The organism is Pseudomonas sp. SDO5522_S412 (genome assembly GCF_054071215.1).
The window spans coordinates 1-19,130 of the sequence record NZ_JBSVWQ010000110.1; the positions used below are offsets into that span (position 1 = coordinate 1).

18 protein-coding genes are annotated in these 19,130 nt (G+C 61.4%); 10 read left to right on the forward strand and 8 right to left on the reverse strand.

Features of this window, described 5'->3' with window-relative positions:
• Positions 1-82 precede the first annotated feature (82 nt).
• Positions 83-1,252, reverse strand: a complete 1,170-nt coding sequence (mltA, locus tag ACW9I6_RS20410) for a murein transglycosylase A (RefSeq protein ID WP_102370082.1) — start codon at positions 1,250-1,252, stop codon at positions 83-85.
• Between the two features lie 128 nt (positions 1,253-1,380).
• Between mltA and ACW9I6_RS20415 the strand changes: the two genes are divergently transcribed.
• A complete protein-coding gene (locus tag ACW9I6_RS20415; RefSeq protein WP_008434083.1) occupies positions 1,381-1,830 on the forward strand; it encodes a c-type cytochrome in 450 nt (149 codons plus the stop codon).
• A 7-nt stretch (positions 1,831-1,837) separates the two neighbouring features.
• Here ACW9I6_RS20415 and ACW9I6_RS20420 read toward each other — a convergent pair whose 3' ends face one another.
• The 4 genes from ACW9I6_RS20420 to ACW9I6_RS20435 all read right to left on the reverse strand — a co-directional run bounded on the left by ACW9I6_RS20420 (position 1,838) and on the right by ACW9I6_RS20435 (position 6,349).
• Positions 1,838-2,233 carry a DUF1090 domain-containing protein gene (locus tag ACW9I6_RS20420; RefSeq protein WP_177020228.1) on the reverse strand — a complete coding sequence of 132 codons (396 nt, stop codon included), beginning with the start codon at positions 2,231-2,233 and terminating at the stop codon, positions 1,838-1,840.
• Between the two features lie 81 nt (positions 2,234-2,314).
• On the reverse strand, positions 2,315-4,000 hold the full coding sequence (gene ligB, locus ACW9I6_RS20425) for an NAD-dependent DNA ligase LigB (protein WP_457339742.1): 1,686 nt from the start codon (positions 3,998-4,000) through the stop codon (positions 2,315-2,317).
• A 143-nt stretch (positions 4,001-4,143) separates the two neighbouring features.
• A complete protein-coding gene (metK, locus tag ACW9I6_RS20430) occupies positions 4,144-5,334 on the reverse strand; it encodes a methionine adenosyltransferase (protein ID WP_003216863.1) in 1,191 nt (396 codons plus the stop codon).
• 19 nt (positions 5,335-5,353) lie between these two features.
• Positions 5,354-6,349: an ArsR/SmtB family transcription factor gene (locus ACW9I6_RS20435; protein WP_003216864.1), complete on the reverse strand. Its 996-nt coding sequence runs from the start codon at positions 6,347-6,349 to the stop codon at positions 5,354-5,356.
• 249 nt (positions 6,350-6,598) lie between these two features.
• Between ACW9I6_RS20435 and tkt the strand changes: the two genes are divergently transcribed.
• The 6 genes from tkt (at position 6,599) to fba (ending at position 12,914) form a co-directional block, all read left to right on the forward strand.
• Positions 6,599-8,596: a transketolase gene (gene tkt, locus ACW9I6_RS20440; RefSeq protein ID WP_457339743.1), complete on the forward strand. Its 1,998-nt coding sequence runs from the start codon at positions 6,599-6,601 to the stop codon at positions 8,594-8,596.
• A gap of 170 nt (positions 8,597-8,766) precedes the next feature.
• On the forward strand, positions 8,767-9,816 hold the full coding sequence (epd, locus tag ACW9I6_RS20445; RefSeq protein WP_008434077.1) for an erythrose-4-phosphate dehydrogenase: 1,050 nt from the start codon (positions 8,767-8,769) through the stop codon (positions 9,814-9,816).
• Between the two features lie 19 nt (positions 9,817-9,835).
• Positions 9,836-10,999: a phosphoglycerate kinase gene (locus tag ACW9I6_RS20450; RefSeq protein WP_003216867.1), complete on the forward strand. Its 1,164-nt coding sequence runs from the start codon at positions 9,836-9,838 to the stop codon at positions 10,997-10,999.
• Positions 11,000-11,028: 29 nt separating this feature from the next.
• Positions 11,029-11,256 carry a hypothetical protein gene (locus ACW9I6_RS20455; RefSeq protein ID WP_008434073.1) on the forward strand — a complete coding sequence of 76 codons (228 nt, stop codon included), beginning with the start codon at positions 11,029-11,031 and terminating at the stop codon, positions 11,254-11,256.
• 60 nt (positions 11,257-11,316) lie between these two features.
• On the forward strand, positions 11,317-11,652 hold the full coding sequence (locus ACW9I6_RS20460; protein ID WP_102605031.1) for an MliC family protein: 336 nt from the start codon (positions 11,317-11,319) through the stop codon (positions 11,650-11,652).
• A 197-nt stretch (positions 11,653-11,849) separates the two neighbouring features.
• Positions 11,850-12,914, forward strand: coding sequence for a class II fructose-bisphosphate aldolase (gene fba / locus ACW9I6_RS20465; RefSeq protein WP_003177554.1), 1,065 nt, complete (start codon positions 11,850-11,852; stop codon positions 12,912-12,914).
• 59 nt (positions 12,915-12,973) lie between these two features.
• Here fba and ACW9I6_RS20470 read toward each other — a convergent pair whose 3' ends face one another.
• From ACW9I6_RS20470 to ACW9I6_RS20480, 3 genes are all read right to left on the reverse strand, one after another.
• The gene (locus ACW9I6_RS20470; RefSeq protein ID WP_003216872.1) at positions 12,974-13,267 is read right to left on the reverse strand and encodes a hypothetical protein; all 294 of its coding nucleotides are present in this window, start codon (positions 13,265-13,267) and stop codon (positions 12,974-12,976) included.
• Between the two features lie 485 nt (positions 13,268-13,752).
• The gene (gene alr / locus ACW9I6_RS20475; protein WP_003216875.1) at positions 13,753-14,982 is read right to left on the reverse strand and encodes an alanine racemase; all 1,230 of its coding nucleotides are present in this window, start codon (positions 14,980-14,982) and stop codon (positions 13,753-13,755) included.
• A gap of 141 nt (positions 14,983-15,123) precedes the next feature.
• On the reverse strand, positions 15,124-15,789 hold the full coding sequence (locus tag ACW9I6_RS20480; protein WP_457339744.1) for a polysaccharide lyase family 7 protein: 666 nt from the start codon (positions 15,787-15,789) through the stop codon (positions 15,124-15,126).
• A gap of 308 nt (positions 15,790-16,097) precedes the next feature.
• On the opposite strand from ACW9I6_RS20480, the gene ACW9I6_RS20485 reads away from it, so the two are divergent.
• The 3 genes from ACW9I6_RS20485 to ACW9I6_RS20495 are packed head-to-tail and all read left to right on the forward strand — an operon-like array spanning position 16,098 to position 19,069.
• Complete coding sequence (locus tag ACW9I6_RS20485) at positions 16,098-18,209, forward strand: putative bifunctional diguanylate cyclase/phosphodiesterase (protein WP_087693222.1); 2,112 nt, start codon at positions 16,098-16,100, stop codon at positions 18,207-18,209.
• A gap of 43 nt (positions 18,210-18,252) precedes the next feature.
• A complete protein-coding gene (locus tag ACW9I6_RS20490) occupies positions 18,253-18,753 on the forward strand; it encodes a M48 metallopeptidase family protein (protein ID WP_003216881.1) in 501 nt (166 codons plus the stop codon).
• A 19-nt stretch (positions 18,754-18,772) separates the two neighbouring features.
• Positions 18,773-19,069: a winged helix-turn-helix domain-containing protein gene (locus ACW9I6_RS20495; RefSeq protein ID WP_003216883.1), complete on the forward strand. Its 297-nt coding sequence runs from the start codon at positions 18,773-18,775 to the stop codon at positions 19,067-19,069.
• Positions 19,070-19,130 lie beyond the last annotated feature (61 nt).

Here is a 19,130-nt window from a genome sequence, read left to right on the forward strand (position 1 = left end):
ATACATCCGGTGACTGACACACCGCATTCGCGAGCAAGCCCGCTCCCACACAAGCCCGCTCCCACATAGACCTTGGTGTTCTTCAGGTGCCTGTCGGCACATCCGGCACTTTTGGCAACGCTGCGCCTTTGGGCCACAGCATCCAGATCTGGCCCTGCTGCTTCATGTTGCCCGCCAACTCGCCGGCGGCATCACCGGTTCCCCAGAACAGGTCGGCCCGCACTTCGCCGGTAATTGCACCACCGGTATCCTGCGCAGCCACCGGGCGGGCAATCGGCGCACCATCCGGTCGGGTAGTCGACAGCCACAACAGGCTGCCCAGTGGAATCACCTTGCGATCCACCGCAACGCTATACCCCGCAGTCAGCGGCACGTTCAGCGAGCCACGGGGGCCTTCGTTGCTGTCGGGGCGGGCACTGAAGAACACGTAGCTGGGGTTGCTTGCCAGCAATTCAGGAATACGCTGCGGATGCGCCTTGGCCCAGGCCGCGATGGCGCCCATGGTCACGTCTTCTTTTTTCAGCTCGCCCTGCTCCACCAGCCAGCGGCCGATGGGGCGGTACGGGTAACCGTTCTGGTCGCCGTAACCCACCCGCAATTGGCGGCCGTCGGCCAGTTGGATACGACCTGAACCCTGGATCTGCAGGAATTGCAGGTCCATCGGGTTGGTCAGCCAGGCGATGGGCTTGGCGGTGGAGCCTTGGTGGTTGATGGTGCTGGCGTCGTCATAGGGTTTGAGTACCCGGCCTTCCAGGCGACCGCGCAGGCGCTTGCCCTTGAGCTCCGGGTAGATGCTTTCCAGGTTGACGATGATCAGGTCATCCGGCACGCCGAACACCGGTACATGGGCGGTTGCGGTTTCGGTGAGGCTGCCGGGGTAAACCGGTTCGTAGTAGCCGGTGATCAGGCCGTTGGGGCTGTTGTCTGCCGAGCGCAGGCCGTAGACGTCGAGGTTGGCCTTGAGGAAGTCACGAATCGCCACTGCGGTCGACGGCACGGTGGCCGATGCCGCGCACGTCGCGCCCCATACCGGGTCAGCCTTGAGGCGTTGACAGGCACTGCGCCAGGATTCGAAGCCGGCTTGCAGGTCGCTGTCCGACACGGCCGGCAGGTTTTCCCAGGTGGCGCCGACGTAGGTAGCAATGGCGTGGGGCTTGGCTTTTTCGTCCTTGCCGGTGTCGCAACCGGCCAGCAGCGCGATCATTGGCAGGGCCCACACGAGGCGGCGCCAAGGCTTAAAACGGGTATTCATACACAAAATTCCTGAAGCGATTGCTCGTATCGGCTGGCGTTCGAGCAACCCTTATTATTAATAGGGGTATTGGTCTTTGCGGGCGGGGCGAGGATACTGGCTGCCGTTTCCCGTGACCTTGAGCCATCATGACTTTTAAAAGACTGACCGTTGTATTGCTGGCCTGCCTGACACTGTCCGCCTGCGGCGGGGTTGATCCGAATTCGCCCCTTGGCCAGCGCAAGGCCATTTTCAAGCAGATGCTCAAGACCGGCGAAGACCTGGGCGGCATGTTGCGTGGGCGCATTCCATTCGACGGCGGCAAATTTGCCGAAGGCGCGGTCAAGCTTGATGCGTTGTCCCACGAACCGTGGAAACATTTCCCGAGCGTGCGTGAAGAAGACCACACCAGCGCCAAGGACGACGTGTGGCAGCAGCAGGCACGCTTCCAGGAAATGGCTCGAAACCTTGAAACGGCCACCGGTGAGTTGGTGATCGCCAGCCAGGTCCAGCCCTACAAGGCCAGCAACCTCGGGCCGGCGGTGCAGAAAGTCGAAGATGCCTGCACCGCGTGCCATAAACAGTTCCGCGATCACTGAGGCCGTCTTACTTGTCCAGTTCGTCCAGGGCTTCCTGCAAGTCCTTGCGTGACTGGGCCAGCTTGTCCTTGCGCTTGTTGATCTTCTCGGAATCACCCTTCTTCATGGCCTTGTCGAGGTCAGCCTGACGGCGGCTGACTTCGTGCTTGGCGTCGAGCACCTTGTTTTCCCGCTCCTTTTTCAAGGAGGCATCGGTGCAGTTGGCGGTGACTTCACTCAAGGCTTTTTCCAGGCCGGCTTGTTGCTCACTGTTGCCGTGGGCCTTGGCTTGTTCGATCTGGGTGCTGATGGACTCGCGCTTGGCGGCGCAGCCTGTGAGTGGCGCAGCTTCCTCGGCTGCCAGCAATGGCGCGGACATAAGGGTAGCGACGGTCAACAGGGCAAAAGGTGCAAGAAATTTCATAAAGGCTCCAAGGCAAACAAGGTCGCAATCAGGTGGGCAGGATGAATTCTGCCGGCACCGGTTAATGCCGTCGGGCAGAGGTCAAAAACCATCTATCCCGGCAGCCCGTAATGTTTCACTCAAGGCCAGTACCTGCGGGTCGCGAAAAAAAGCGCTCAGTTGCGCCGCGCGACCCGGGCCTATGCCGTCTTCGGCCAGCCAGGCTTGAGTGTCTCTGGCGGCCAGGGTTTGCCAGCCGCCTTGTAGATTGTTGCGGGCCGTGGGCGGTACTCCCAGGGCCATCAGCCATTGCGCGAACGGTCGCTGCCGGGCGCTGCGCAAGCTGTCGATTAAACGCGCACTGCTGCGTTCGCCGAAGCCATCAATGTTAGCAAGCTCTGCCTCATCCAGGGTTAACCAATCGAGCAGGCCGTCGATCAGGCCGGCCTGGATCAAGGTGTTCCAGGTTTCGCGGCCGATGTGTGGCAGGGCCAGGCCCTGGGCGCCGCTCAGCCAGGTCAGGCGCGCGAGCAGCTGTTCTTCGCAACCCGGGGCCAGTTGCCAGCAACTCAAGGGGTGGAAGTCCCTGGCCTGCGGGATCTGCAACTCGGCCCGTGGCTGGCTGCGCAGGATGACGCGGTCAAGGCGTGGGATGACGTGCCCGGCGAGGCTGATGGAAACCTGGTCGCCAGTACGGATATCCAGTTCCCGCCAGCGTTTCAGGGAACCGACACTGACCCGGCTGATCTTCCGGTCATCGAGCAGTACCGGTTCCAACTCCAGGATGGAGGTGATGCGCCCGGTGCGGCCAATCTTGAAGTGCACCTTGCGCACATGGGCCAATGCCTTGGCCACCGGGTACTTCCAGGCAACCGCCCAGTAGGGCGCGCTGACCCGCCAGCGCTCGGCCGGGGCCCGCTGGCCTTGATGCAATACCACGCCGTCGCTGGCGAAGGGCAGCGGGTGGCTGTACCAATAGCTGCGCCAGTGCGCCGCTTCGGTCATGTCCTTGATCGGGTGGCTGTAGCGCCCGCTGTCGGTGAAGCCCCACTGCGCCAGCTGGCTCAGCCGCTCGGAAAAGTCATCGGGGCCCTGGGGCCAGGCCCAGACAAACAGACCGATATTGGCGGCCTCGGCGTCGCTCAACTGCCGGCGATTCATCAGCCCGGCCACTTTGCCGCGGGCGCCGAGGCCACCTTTGGCAGCTTGCACATGGTCATTCAGTCGCCAATAGAGTTCGCCCTGCAACAACAGGTCAACGGGCTCGGGCAGTTGCTGCACGATCCCCGGAATCCGGCGGGCGGAGGCTGACCAATCCTGGCCCAGCCGGCCATCGCCGCGACTGATGACCCGGCTCAACCGGCCCTTGCGGTAAACCAGCGTGACGGCGACGCCATCGACCTTGGGCTGGATCCACACGTCCTGGCGAGTCCCCAGCCAGGTTTGCACGGCGTTATCGTCCAGCAGTTTTTCCAGGCCGGTGTGGGGCGTCGGGTGGGCGGTCGTGCCTCGCGCGCTGCCCAGCGGATCGTCCGTGACTGGGGCGGAGGGAGTGAAACACCTGCGCCATTGGGCAAGGCGCTGGCTGGCCTGGTCATACAGCTCATCGCTGATCAATGACTGGCCGAGCCGGTGGTAGCTGTCATCCCACAAGCGGATTTGTTGCGCCAGGGTGCTGATCTGGGCCCGGGCGTGATCGGCCTCCCAGTCGGGGCACTCCTGCGACCACGCAGTGAGCGGCGAGAAGCTGAGTAAAAGGAAAAATAGCCAGCGCATAAGTGACGTCATCATGAGCATCCTTGCTCTGAAAAGGGCGCCCAGCCTAAGCCATCCCCGCGGGCATAAAAAAGCCCCGCAACCGCGAGGCTTTTTACCCGATGTTTCTGCTCGTTTGAACAGAACGCCGGGGCTTTGTGTACACCGTAGGACGATTACAGGCCGGCGGCAGTACGCAGGTCGTTGGCACGGTCGGTCTTTTCCCAGGTGAACGTAGTGAACGTGTCGTTGCCGACAGTCTTCTGCTCAGGGGTACGACCGAAGTGGCCGTAGGCCGCAGTTTCCTGGTACATCGGGTGCAGCAGGTCGAGCATGGTGGTGATTGCGTAAGGACGCAGGTCGAAGATCTCACGCACCAGCTTGACGATCTTGTCGTCGCTGATCTTGCCGGTACCGAAGGTGTTCAGCGAGATCGACGTAGGCTGGGCCACACCGATTGCGTAGGACACTTGAATCTCGCAACGCTCGGCCAGGCCGGCGGCCACGATGTTCTTGGCCACGTAACGACCGGCGTAGGCCGCCGAACGGTCAACCTTGGATGGATCCTTGCCGGAGAACGCGCCACCGCCGTGACGGGCCATGCCGCCGTAGCTGTCGACGATGATCTTGCGACCGGTCAAGCCGCAGTCGCCCACCGGGCCACCGATGATGAACTGGCCGGTCGGGTTGATGTGGAACTGGGTGTCCTTGGTCAGCAGTTCGGCAGGCAGCACGTGCTTGACGATCAGCTCCATGACGCCTTCGCGCAGGTCGGCGTAGGAAACGTCCGGGTTGTGCTGGGTCGACAGTACCACCGCGTCGATGGCGACGACTTTGCCGCCTTCATAACGGCAGGTCACCTGGGACTTGGCGTCCGGGCGCAGCCATGGCAATGCACCGGATTTACGGGCTTCGGCCTGGCGCTTCACCAACTGGTGGGAGAAGGTGATCGGTGCCGGCATCAGCACGTCGGTTTCGTTGCTGGCATAGCCGAACATCAGGCCCTGGTCGCCGGCGCCCTGATCTTCAGGCTTGGCACGGTCGACACCCTGGTTGATGTCAGGGGACTGCTTGCCGATGATGTTCATCACGCCGCAGGTCGCACCGTCGAAGCCGACGTCGGAGCTGTTGTAGCCGATGTCGATGATCACATCACGCACGATCTGCTCCAGGTCTACCCAGGCAGAGGTGGTGACTTCGCCGGCGATGATCGCCACGCCCGTTTTCACCAGAGTCTCGCACGCCACTCGGGCGAACTTGTCTTCAGCGATGATGGCGTCCAGCACCGCGTCAGAGATCTGGTCGGCGATTTTGTCCGGATGCCCTTCAGACACGGACTCGGAGGTGAAAAGGGAGTATTCGCTCATCTCGATGTTTTCCTGATATTTACCGATGGTGAGTGTCGCCAGCCGGCCGCTGAAAATGGCGGACCTGAATCTGGAAACCATTACGTAAACCTACATAGAGGCTTTCCCCGGGAACGAGTCCCGCAGCGGTGGCCCAACGGGCCAGATCGTCCTGTTCAAAACCCAGCCAGAGATCACCGCAGGCTTCCCTGGCCCAACTCTGGTTGTGGCTGCATAAATCCGTGACCAACAGGCTGCCGCCTGGTTGCAGCAAATTCGCCATCTGCCTGAGGGCGTCTGCCGGGGCGGCGAAATGGTGCAGGACCATGTTCAGCACCACGCAATCGGCCCGCAGGCTGGTGTCATTCAGGGCGTCCGCCAACTGCAGGTGGACATTGCCCAGCGCTTCGCGCTCACACAATTGGCGGGCCAGCTCCAGCATCGCCGGGCTGTTGTCCAGCGCCGTGACCTGATGAAAGCGCCGCGCCAGCTCCGGCAGGAAGCCGCCATCACCCGGGCCCACTTCGACCGCCGTAGCCTCATCACTGAAGCTCAGCTTGTCCAAAAGTGCCAGCACGCTTTCGCGGTATTGCGCCAAGCCGGCGATCAGATCCTGCTGGGCGCGAAACTTCTCGGCTACCCGTGAGAAAAAGTCCTGGCTGGCGGCAGCACGTTGCCCGTGCACCTGGCTGATGCGCGACTGCACGTCAGCCGGCAGCGCCAGGCTGTCTATTTCTTCGAGCAGAGCGGCGTGCAGCTTGCCGCCCAGTTGCTCGGTGTGGGGCAGGGCGCGACGGTAAAAAATCGCATTGCCCTCGCGGCGGGTCGCCACCAGGTCGGCCTGGGCCAGTACCTTCAAGTGGTGGCTCATGCCGGATTGGCCGATGGCGAAGATCTGCGCCAGCTCCAGCACCCCGAACGAATCGTTGGTCAGCGCGCGCAACACATTCAGGCGCAACGGATCGCCACCGGCCTTGCACAGGGCCGCCAGCTCGTCGCTGTCGTCGGGTCGAATGGAAGGTGCGCTCAGGTTCATAAGGCCAGCAGTCTAGTGACGGTGGGAAAACCCCGCAAGGGCAATATCAAAAAGTTTTGATATTGGTCGATAATCGGTGGTTATAAGCAGCCGCTATAACCCATGGACGAAGCGGGGGGCGGTTTCTCCAGTCAATCCGCAGGAAAAACACCCCCAAGTGACTATCTGTCATTGCCCCGAGGGCCGTGGCTGAGGGAAAATGCCGATCCTTTTTTCCGTTTCTTTTATTCAACCTCCAGGAGATCAGCGATGCCCAGCCGTCGTGAGCGTGCCAACGCCATTCGTGCCCTCAGCATGGATGCCGTGCAAAAAGCCAACAGCGGCCATCCCGGTGCCCCGATGGGCATGGCGGATATCGCCGAGGTACTTTGGCGTGACTACCTGAAACACAACCCGAGCAACCCGTCGTTCGCCGACCGTGACCGGTTCATCCTGTCCAACGGCCACGGCTCGATGCTGATCTACTCGTTGCTGCACCTGACCGGCTACGACGTCACCATCGACGACCTGAAAAACTTCCGCCAGATCCACAGCCGCACCCCGGGCCACCCGGAATACGGCTACACCCCTGGCGTTGAGACCACCACCGGTCCACTGGGCCAGGGCCTGGCCAACGCCGTGGGTTTTGCCCTGGCTGAAAAAGTGCTGGCTGCGCAGTTCAACCGCCCGAACCACAACGTTGTCGACCACCACACCTACGTGTTCCTGGGTGATGGCTGCATGATGGAAGGCATTTCCCACGAAGTCGCCTCCCTGGCCGGTACCCTGGGCCTGGGCAAGCTGATTGCCTTCTACGATGACAACGGCATCTCCATCGACGGCGAAGTCGAAGGCTGGTTCACCGACGACACGCCTAAGCGTTTCGAAGCCTACAACTGGCAGGTGATCCGCAACGTCGACGGCCACGATCCTGAAGAGATCAAGATCGCCATCGACACCGCCCGCAAGAGCGAGCAGCCGACCCTGATCTGCTGCAAGACCACCATCGGCTTCGGTTCGCCGAACAAGCAAGGCAAGGAAGACTGCCACGGCGCCCCACTGGGTGACGCGGAAATCGCCCTGACCCGCGCTGCGCTGAAGTGGAACCACGGCCCGTTCGAAATCCCGGCTGACATCTACGCCGAGTGGGACGCCAAGGAAGCCGGCCTGGCTGCCGAAGCCGAGTGGGACCAGCGTTTCGCGGCCTACTCCGCCGAATTCCCTGAGTTGGCCAACGAACTGGTTCGCCGCCTGGCCGGTGACCTGCCTGCCGACTTCGCTGAAAAGGCCTCGGCCTACATTGCCGAAGTGGCGGCCAAGGGCGAAACCATCGCCAGCCGTAAAGCCAGCCAGAACACCCTGAACGCGTTCGGCCCGCTGCTGCCTGAGTTCCTCGGCGGTTCGGCTGACCTGGCCGGTTCCAACCTGACCCTGTGGAAAGGTTGCAAAGGTGTCTCGGCGGAAGACGCCAGCGGCAACTACATGTACTACGGCGTACGCGAGTTCGGCATGAGCGCCATCATGAACGGCGTTGCCCTGCACGGCGGCCTGGTGCCTTACGGCGCGACCTTCCTGATGTTCATGGAATACGCGCGCAACGCCGTACGCATGGCGTCGTTGATGAAGAAGCGTGTGATCTTCGTCTACACCCACGACTCCATCGGCCTGGGCGAAGACGGCCCGACGCACCAGCCGGTCGAGCAATTGACCAGCCTGCGCACCACGCCGAACCTCGATACCTGGCGCCCATCGGACGCAGTCGAGTCGGCTGTGGCCTGGAAGCACGCGATCGAGCGCAAGGACGGCCCTTCGGCGCTGATCTTCTCCCGTCAGAACCTGCAGCACCAAACCCGCGACGCGGCGCAGATCGAAGGCATCAGCCGTGGTGGCTACGTGCTGAAAGACTGCATCGGCGAGCCGGAGCTGATCCTGATCTCCACCGGTTCCGAAGTGGGCCTGGCGGTTCAGGCTTACGACAAGCTGACTGCCGCCGGTCGTAACGTGCGTGTGGTTTCCATGCCGTGCACCAGCGTCTTCGAAGCCCAGGACGCCGACTACAAGCAATCGGTGTTGCCGTTGCAGGTCAGCGCACGTATCGCCATCGAAGCGGCTCACGCCGACTACTGGTACAAGTACGTGGGCCTGGAAGGTCGCGTGATCGGCATGACCACCTACGGTGAGTCGGCGCCGGCGCCAGCGTTGTTCGAAGAGTTCGGTTTCACCCTGGAAAACATCCTGGGTCAGGCTGAAGAGCTGCTGGAAGACTAAAAGCTCGAACGCGGTGACCCTTTGGTTGCCGCATCCACTGTAGGAGCGAGCTTGCTCGCGAAGATCGTCAACGATATCGCAGCGTTTCTGGTTTAACGCGGCGCTCTCGGGTTCTTCGCGAGCAAGCTCGCTCCTACAATGGTTTGTGTCGCCCACAATGCGAGAACCCCATGCCTCAACCGCGTCCCTACAAAGTTGCACTCAACGGCTACGGCCGGATTGGTCGTTGCGTCTTGCGTGCTCTGTTCGAGCGAGGGCCGGCGGCCGGGTTTGAAATTGTCGCGATCAACGATCTGGCGGACATGGCCAGCATCGAATACCTGACACGCTTTGACTCCACCCACGGCCGGTTCCCCGGCGAAGTGCGGGTCGAGGACGATTGTCTGCATATTAATGGCAACTGCGTGAAGGTCCTGCGCAGTGCCACCCCTGAGGGCATCGACTGGGCGGCGCTGGACGTCGACCTGGTGCTGGAATGCTCCGGTGCCTATCACACCCGTGCCGACGGCCAGCGGTTTCTCGACGCCGGCGCACCACGGGTCCTGTTTTCCCAGCCGATGGCCAGCGAGGCGGATGTCGACGCCACCATCGTCTACGGCGTGAACCAGGATTGCCTGACCGGTGCCGAATTGCTGGTGTCCAACGCCTCCTGCACCACCAACTGCGGCGTGCCGCTGTTGCGCCTGCTGGACCAGGCGATTGGCCTGGAATACGTGTCGATCACCACCATTCACTCGGCAATGAACGATCAGCCGGTGATTGACGCTTACCACCATGAAGACCTGCGCCGTACGCGTTCGGCGTTTCAGTCGGTGATTCCGGTGTCCACCGGCCTGGCGCGCGGTATCGAGCGACTATTGCCGGAACTTGCCGGGCGAATCCAGGCCAAAGCCGTACGGGTACCGACGGTGAATGTGTCTTGTCTGGACATCACCATGCAAACCGTCAGCGACACCGATGCCGGCGAAGTCAACCGGATCCTGCGCGACGCCGCCACCAGCGGCCCGCTCAAAGGCCTGTTGGCCTACACCGAGTTGCCGCACGCCAGCTGTGATTTCAACCACGACCCGCATTCGGCCATCGTCGATGCCAGCCAGACCCGCGTTTCCGGCCCACGGCTGGTGAACATCCTGGCTTGGTTCGACAACGAATGGGGTTTTGCCAACCGAATGCTGGACGTTGCAGAACACTATCTGCAAACAGCCTCTCCACAACTTTAGCTCTCAGGAATTGCCCCCCATGACCGTGTTGAAGATGACCGACCTCGATCTGCAAGGTAAGCGCGTACTGATCCGCGAAGACCTCAACGTCCCAGTCAAGGACGGTGTTGTCACCAGCGATGCGCGAATCCTGGCCTCGCTGCCGACCATCAAGCTGGCCCTGGAAAAAGGTGCGGCCGTGATGGTCTGCTCCCACTTGGGTCGTCCGACCGAAGGTGAATTCTCGGCAGAAAACAGCCTCAAGCCTGTAGCTGAATATTTGAGCAAGGCCCTGGGCCGCGACGTGCCGCTGGTTGCCGACTACCTGAACGGTGTGGACGTTAAGGCTGGCGACATCGTGCTGTTCGAAAACGTGCGCTTCAACAAGGGCGAGAAAAAGAACAGCGACGAACTGGCCCAGCAATACGCTGCCCTGTGCGACGTGTTCGTGATGGACGCCTTCGGCACCGCGCACCGTGCCGAGGGTTCGACCCACGGCGTGGCCAAGTTTGCCAAAGTTGCCGCAGCTGGCCCGTTGCTGGCGGCTGAACTGGACGCACTGGGCAAGGCCCTCGGCGCTCCGGCCCAACCGATGGCCGCCATCGTTGCCGGCTCCAAGGTGTCCACCAAGCTCGACGTGCTGAACAGCCTGAGCCAGATCTGCAACCAGCTGATCGTCGGCGGCGGCATTGCCAACACCTTCCTGGCGGCTGCCGGTCACCCGGTGGGCAAATCGCTGTACGAACCGGACCTGCTGGACACTGCCCGCGCCATTGCCGCCAAGGTCAGCGTGCCGCTGCCGGTAGACGTGGTGGTGGCCAAGGAATTCGCTGAAAGCGCCGAAGCCACCGTCAAGCTGATCGCTGACGTTGCCGCTGACGACATGATCCTGGACATCGGCCCGCAAACTGCAGCCAACTTCGCTGAACTGCTGAAGTCGTCCAAGACCATCCTGTGGAACGGCCCGGTCGGCGTGTTCGAGTTCGACCAGTTCGGCAACGGCACCAAAGTGCTGGCCCACGCCATCGCTGAAAGCTCGGCATTTTCCATCGCCGGCGGTGGCGACACCCTGGCGGCCATCGATAAATATGGCGTTGCTGACCAGATCTCCTACATTTCTACGGGGGGTGGTGCGTTCCTCGAATTCGTTGAAGGCAAGGTACTGCCGGCTGTCGAAGTGCTGGAAAGCCGGGCCAAGGGATAAGGCACTTGCTGAGGAAAAGGAGCATTCCGATGATCAGGTCGTTGGCACTGGTGATTGCAGCGGGCCTGCTGGCCGGCTGCGGCAGCACGCCGAAAGCGGCGCCCGAGTCTGAAAAGGCCGGGGCGGCTCGGCAAAAGAGTTGCTATCAGGCTGACTGGCAGGCCGAAACCATGCCGGTGATCAACAAGCGCATCGGGCCGGACGGGTTGGAGAAATACGACTCTGCGCCCAACGGTCAGGAACAGGGTTGCCCTTGACGGGTCTGATTCACTAACCGACAGCCGCGGTGGCCGCAGGTCGCCGCTTGAGGATTGGCAATGAAAGGCGTTTTCGCCCTGGCGGCACTGGCGTTATTGGCCGGATGCACCAACCTGAACATGTTCGACAAGAAGGCAGAGCCGGCAGACAAGTGGACCACCTGGACGTGTGACAGCCAGGCGCAAGTCAACTGGCGGTTTGCCGACCAGGCCCGCACCGAGGTGGATGTGCGCCTCGGCGGCTCGGACCAGGTGTATCGCCTCAAGCAGGATGTGGCGGCCTCGGGCGTGCTGTACAGCGACGGCCAGTTGGCGTTTCACACAAAAGGTGAGGAAGGCCTGGTTTACTGGGTTGCCACCGATGATTTGATCGGGCGTGGCTGTAAAGCGCAATAACACGCCGCGATCACCTGTAGGAGCCGGCTTGCCGGCGATAGCGTCAGCCGCCACCGCCGGCAAGCCGGGTCCTGCAGACAGGTTTAACGATTAAGCAGGGCAGGCTTTGAAAGCCTGACCTTCAATAACTTGAATAGCAGCCGCCGCTACGGCAGGCTTGCACGATTAACGACCCTCGACCGGGAGAGAGACTCACAATGGCACTTATCAGCATGCGCCAGATGTTGGACCACGCAGCCGAATTCGGCTATGGCGTTCCAGCCTTCAACGTCAACAACCTTGAGCAGATGCGCGCCATCATGGAAGCCGCTGACAAGACTGACTCTCCAGTGATCGTCCAGGCTTCGGCCGGCGCGCGCAAATACGCCGGTGCCCCGTTCCTGCGTCACCTGATCCTCGCCGCGATCGAAGAATTCCCGCACATCCCGGTGTGCATGCACCAGGACCACGGCACCAGCCCTGACGTGTGCCAGCGCTCCATCCAGCTGGGCTTCAGCTCGGTAATGATGGACGGTTCCCTGGGCGAAGACGGCAAGACCCCGACCGACTACGAATACAACGTACGCGTCACCCAACAAACCGTGGCCATGGCTCACGCCTGTGGCGTTTCGGTTGAAGGCGAGCTGGGCTGCCTGGGTTCCCTCGAAACCGGCATGGCCGGTGAAGAAGACGGTATCGGCGCCGAAGGCGTACTGGATCACAGCCAAATGCTGACCGATCCGGAAGAAGCCGCCGACTTCGTGAAAAAGACCCAAGTTGACGCCCTGGCCATCGCCATCGGCACCAGCCACGGCGCCTACAAATTCACCAAGCCACCTACCGGCGACGTGTTGGCCATCGACCGCATCAAGGAAATCCACAAGCGCATCCCTAACACCCACCTGGTGATGCACGGTTCTTCCTCGGTACCGCAAGAGTGGCTGGCGATCATCAACCAGTACGGCGGCGACATCAAAGAAACCTACGGCGTGCCGGTTGAAGAAATCGTCGAAGGCATCAAGTACGGCGTGCGCAAGGTCAACATCGACACCGACCTGCGCCTGGCCTCCACCGGTGCGATGCGTCGCCTGATGGCCACCAACCCGAGCGAATTTGACCCACGTAAATTCTTCGGCGCTACCGTGACTGCCATGCGTGATGTATGTATCGCACGTTACGAAGCCTTCGGTACTGCGGGCAACGCTTCGAAGATCAAGCCGATCTCGTTGGAAGCGATGTACCAGCGTTATTTGAAAGGTGAGTTGAACGCCAAGGTTAACTAAGCCTTACGCGTTAATGAAAAGCCCGCAGCGATGCGGGCTTTTTTGTGGCTGAAATTTGATCAGGCGGCTGCGGGGGTGTCGAAGCCGCGGTATTCGATGACGCGGAATACGTCGCTTACGTCCTGCACCAGGATGCGGGCGGTGTTGGCTACGTGGTTCAGGTCACGCTCCGCAAAATCGGGCAGGCTGGAGCAGGCCATCAGGTTGAGGTGTTCGAGGGCGGCGTTGAGGCGTTCACGCAGGCAGGCGTGCAGGTCCTGCAGCGGAGCTTCGCTGTCGATCAGGAGTACCGGGTATTCGGTGGCTGTTTCGGTGCAAGGGGTGAAACGGCGGGGTGGGAGTTGTGGCTTCATGGCAAATCCTTAACTCAAAAGAAAATTGGCCACCGTTTGCTGCGAAACAAATAGGGTGGCAGCTGTACGCGGGTTCGCAGACCGAGGAGTTAAGACCCGGCAGACCCGAAGGTCTCCCACGTACAACCGCCATAAAAAGCCGAGCATTGGCAGGACTGCCTATGTCGTATTTTGACGGGTACGGTATTAACTCTGTAGGGCTGCGAAACCCTGTCGCCGTTCAATGCCGGCGACGGGGCGAACTATAAGCGGCGCTCCGATTCACCGCAACGGCCCTGTAGGACACAGAACCCCTGTGGGAGCCGGGCTTGCCCGCGATGGCGGTGTGCCAGTCGAAGAATAAGTTGGCTGATACACCGCCATCGCGGGCAAGTCGAATCGTCGCACCGCCAGCTCCCACAGGGATAAGTGTTGTTTAAGTGATTGTGTTAATCACCGAATGATCCTTGGGTCCATAGGACAGTGCCTACGAGATGTGAGGAGACTTAGTTCTCCACCAGCACCTTCGGATTCGAGTTACCCCACACCGTATACAGATCCGCCAGCAACGCACCGTTGATGTCTTCAACCTCCGCCTGGCTGGTCTCCACCGCGCCCTGCTTGCCGAACAACACCACCTCATCGCCGCTCTTCACGGTCGGCACGTCGGTGACATCGACCATCAGGGTGTTCATCGACACCTTGCCCACCACCGGCACCCGGTGCCCGTTGATCAGCACGATGCCTTTGTTGGTAAACGCCCGGCGATAGCCGTCGGAATAACCTACGGTGATGTTCGCCAGTTTCGAATCCCGCGCCAGGGTGTAGGTGCGGTCGTAGCCTACGGTGTTGCCTTTCGGGTAGCTGTTGACCGACGCCACGTGGGATTTGAACTGCATCACCCGCTTGTATTCGGTGAACGACGGCACGGTATCGCCAAACAGCAGGCCGCCCGGACGAACCATGTCCAGCCGCGACTCGGGCACTTCCAGGGTGGCGAAGGAGTTGGCGGCGTGCAGGGTGATTTTGCTGCGGTCGAGCTGAGCAACGTTGATCAGCCAGTTGGCTTGTTCGTTGAACGCCTTGAGGCCGGTGCGCACGTCGGCGGCGTCTTCGACGGCGAAGTGGGTCATGATCGCCGTCACCTGCAGGTTTGGCACCTTGGTAATGGCTACGGCGTCGCGGCGACCCTGGGCGGTGGTCATTTCCACACCGTTGCGGCTCATGCCGCTGGAGTTCAGGCCCAGGTGCACGACCAGTGGGCGGCCGTGGTTTTCGGCGATCAGGCTGGCGCGCACGGCGAAGTCCAGATTGCCCACCAGCTCTTCGACGTTATACGGCAACGCAGCTTCCAGCTCGCTCAGGGCGGCGGTGCGTACGCGGATCAGTTGGCCCTTGAAGCCGCTTTCACGGACCACGCGGGCTTCTTCGTTGCTGGCGATGCCGACGCAGGGCACGCCCAGTTTGATCACCGAGGGCATCAGTAAACCGATGCCGTGACCGTAGGCATCCGCCTTGAGCACGGCGCAGATTTTCGACTTGTCAGCGAGGCTGGCTTGGAGGGTGCGGATATTGTTTTCGAAGGCGACCTTGTTGATTTCGACCCAGGCGTTGCTGTCCTGGATATTGACCTGGGCCACCCCGTCGGCCATCGAGAGGGGCGGGGCGGCAAAGGCCGGGTTTTGCAGCAGTGCCATGCCCATAGAGAGGGCTAGCAGGGTGCGGGAAAAGGGCATTGGGCAGTCTCCATGACTTTCTTGTAGGGGGTAGTGCGCGTGCGCGGCGCCATACTCGGATTGTCCTACAAGAAAGTCGAGACCCTGGGTCGCGGTTCTGTCCTAAAGCGTCGTGGGACCGGTCGCTGAAGCGAATCAGCTTCAGTCGTGGTCAATGTCCAGCTTGGCAAACGTCACCCGAGCCCCTTCTTTGCTGTTGCCGCTGTTGTCCTGCACGTAGGCGCCGGCCTTGAAGTACAGCGGCTGTTTGCCCCACGCAGCACCGATGCGTTCGTTCCACTGCCCGTTGGCGGCGTCGACGCTCAGCAGGCCGGCCTTGTTCAGGTGGATGACATAGGTGAAGTCGCGGTCCAGCGGTACGTTCTCGGCGACGATGATCACCCGGCCTTCCGACTCGTCAGGGCGCATGCGCACCTTGGCGACGATGTTGCCGGTCTGGGTTTTTTCCTTGTATTGGTATTCGACCTTGATCATTGGCTTCTGGCTTTCGTAGGCGTGGATTTGACCGATCACCACCTTGCCGGAGGACGGCACCTTGTTGACCGCCAACGTGGCGCGCAGGTAGTTGTCGGCTTCGCTGTACAGCCAGTTGCGCAGGCGGCCGTCGGCGTAGGTTTCCCGCAGTTCGCTGCGAGGGTAAACGGCGTTCTCGGTACGCGTGCCGGTGACCGGGGTCCAGAATTGCACGCTGCTGCCTTCGGCCTGGAAGTATTGGTCCTTGAACCCGCTGAGCAGTTTCGGCGTGTCGATGGTCGAGGGCGGGGAGCCGACGGGGATGCTCAGGTTCCAGGTGGACAGATCAATCATTGAATACGCCTTTAACGGGGAGAGAAGGCCTTGGCTCGGGAGCCGGCACTTTCTTTATAGGTGGCTCGAAATGGATTGTTAATGGCTTTGTGGCGGATTGTTGGCGCCAATGAAATGTCAAAAAGCCATGTTTCCCGTAAACCGCGGGCTGTAGACACTGACCGTTAGTCGGTTGTCTGGGCTTTGGCGCAATGATGGCACCGTCGTGGCTTCTGCTTTATGGGATCCAGGGCTAGAGTGAGCCCTTATTGTTTATCCGGTTTTGTCGCAAAAATGACCGGAATGACTCCGACGAAAGAGAAGCAGCAATGGAATGCGCTCCAATCAAGCCTCGCGATGGTTGTTCAGTGCTTTTGGTGGTCGATGACTATCCCGAAAACCTGATCAGCATGCGTGCGTTATTGCAGCGTGAAGATTGGCATGTGGTGACGGCGGCCTCCGGGGTGGAAGCCCTGGGATTGCTGCTCGAACACGACGTCGACCTGGTGTTGCTGGATGTGATGATGCCCGGCATGGACGGGTTCGAGGTGGCCCGGCTGATGCGCGGCAGCCAGCGCACGCAACTGACCCCGATCATCTTTCTCAGCGCTCACGCCCAATCGCCGGCGGCGATGCTGGAAGGCTATGCCAGCGGCGCGATCGACTACCTGCTGAAACCCTTCGACCCGAATATCCTCAAGCCCAAGGTCCAGGCCCTGCTGGAGCACCAGCGCAACCGCCGTGCCTTGCAGCGCCTGAGTCACGATCTGGAATCGGCCCGGGCCTTCAATGCCTCGGTGCTCGACAATGCCGCCGAAGGCATCCTGGTGGTGGGCGAAGACGGCGTGATCAGCTACGCCAACCCGGCGATTTCGCGGCTGATCAATGCGCCGGTCGCCGAGATCCAGGGTGCCGAGTTCCTGGGCTTCCTACAGAAGCCCCATGTGCCTGGGTGGTCCGATTCTGCCTTGTATGAAGGCTACAAACGTGGTGAAACCTGGCGCCTGCACGACGCCATCTTGCGCACCGCGCCCGGCCAGCAGTTGCCCGTGGCGATGTCGTGCGCCCCGCTGCCGGCCGAGCAGAAAGCCATGGTGGTCACGGTGCTGGACATGTCCGAGGTGCGCCATCTGCATCAGCAACTGGAGTTCCAGGCCGTCACCGACCCGCTGACGGGCCTGCTCAATCGGCGTGGGTTTCACCAGTCGGTGGAGAATGTGCTGTTGCGCAGTGAGCGTAACGAGCAGTCGCTGGTACTGCTGTACCTGGACCTGGACGGGTTCAAGCGGGTCAACGATTCCCTCGGCCACGACGCCGGAGACCGCGTGCTGCGCTGGGTCTCGGAACAGTTGAAGGCGTGCCTGCGCTCCTACGACATTCTCGGGCGCATGGGCGGGGATGAATTCACCGCGCTGCTGGAGCTGGAATTCCCGGAGCAGGCGGCCAAGATTGCGGAAAAACTGATCGAACGGGTGTCGATCTGTCAGCAGGTCGACGGTCTGGATGTGATGCTGGGCGTCAGTATCGGCATCGCCACTTTCCCGGACTGCGGCTCGGACCTCAACGGCCTGCTGCGCGCGGCCGACGTCGCGATGTACGAGGCCAAGCGCGCCGGGCGTCAGCAATATCGCTACTACGACCAGGAAATGAACGGCCGGGCCCGCTCGCGCCTGATGCTCGAAGACAGCGTACGCAGCGCCATCGACAGCAAGGATTTCACCCTGGTGTACCAGCCGCAGGTGTCGTTGCACGACGGCCATCTGCGGGGCGTCGAAGCGCTGCTGCGCTGGCAGCACCCGAGTGTCGGCGATGTGCCGCCGGGGCTGTTTCTGCCGTTGCTCGAAGAGGCGCGGCTGATCAGCCAGTTGAGCACGTGGATCTACCAGCAGGTGGCCGCCCAGCGGCAGGCATGGGCAGGGGTGTTCAGCGATGAGTTGGTCCTGAGCGTGAGCTTGAGCAGCAGCCAGTTCAATATGCCGAACCTGGCCAGCCAGCTGCAGCAGGTGCTGGAGCGACATGGGTTGCAAGGCCGGCAGCTTGAGGTGGAGATCAGTGAAGAAAGCCTGATGCACAACCTGGATGAGTCCACCAAGCAGCTCAAGCTGTTGCGCCGGGCCGGCGTGCGGATTGCCCTGGATGATTTCGGCGCGGGCAACTGCTCCCTGGCCCACCTGCGGGACCTGGAATTCGACACCCTAAAGCTCGACCCGAAGCTGATCGCCCGCCTGCCGGGTTCATCCCGGGACGCGGCGATGGCGCGCAGCATTATCGAATTGTGCCGGCATTTTGATCTGCTGGTGATTGCCGAAGGCGTCGAGACCCAGGAGCAAGTTGAGTGGCTCAAGGCCAACGGCTGCCAGTTCATCCAGGGCCCGCAGGTGGCGCCGCCGTTGATCGCGGATGAAATTGCCGACTGGCGCCTGCGCGCAGCGGCCCGCTGAATTCGCTACACTGGCGCCCATTCAAATACCCGTTGTTGACCCCATGACCGCGCTGAAATACCTCCAGGCCTACCCCCCAGCATTGCAGGAGCAAGTGCGCCAGTTGATTGCCAAGGACCAACTCGGCGACTACCTGACCCAGCGCTACCCCGAACGTCATGGCGTGCAGAGCGACAAAGCGCTGTACAGCTACGCCCAGGCCCTGAAGCAGGAACACCTGCGCAACGCCCCGGCCATCGACAAGGTGTTGTTCGATAACCGCCTGGACCTGACCCACCGCGCCCTCGGCCTGCACACCACCATCTCCCGGGTGCAGGGTGGCAACCTCAAGTCGAAGAAAGAAATCCGTATCGCCTCGCTGTTCAAGGAAGCCGCGCCGGAATTTCTGCGCATGATCGTCGTACACGAACTGGCGCACTTCAAGGAATCGGACCACAACAAGGCGTTCTACAAACTCTGTGAATACATGTTGCCGGGCTACCATCAGGTGGAATTCGACCTGCGGGTGTACCTGACCTGGCGGGACCTGCAGGGCAAGCCCTGACCTTCAAAGGCGATCGAGCATGGATGTGAGCAAGACCAAAAGCAGCTTCTACCGGCGCCTGTATGTGGCGTACCTGATTGATAGCCAACTGGCCAGCAGCGTGCCGGCACTGACCGAGGTGACGGGCATGCCCCGGCGTACTGCACAGGACACGATTGCGGCGTTGGCGGACCTGGATATTGTGTGTGAGTTTGAACAGGAAGACGGCGCCCGCAATCATGCCGGGCGCTATCGGATTCGTGACTGGGGCGCGATTGATCGGCGCTGGATCGAGGCGAATCTGGCGAGCATTAAACAGGTGTTGGATTACCCCTGAAGGCTTGTGGTGACCGGGCTGACGCCTTCGCGAGCAAGCCCGCTCCCACATTCGACCGCAT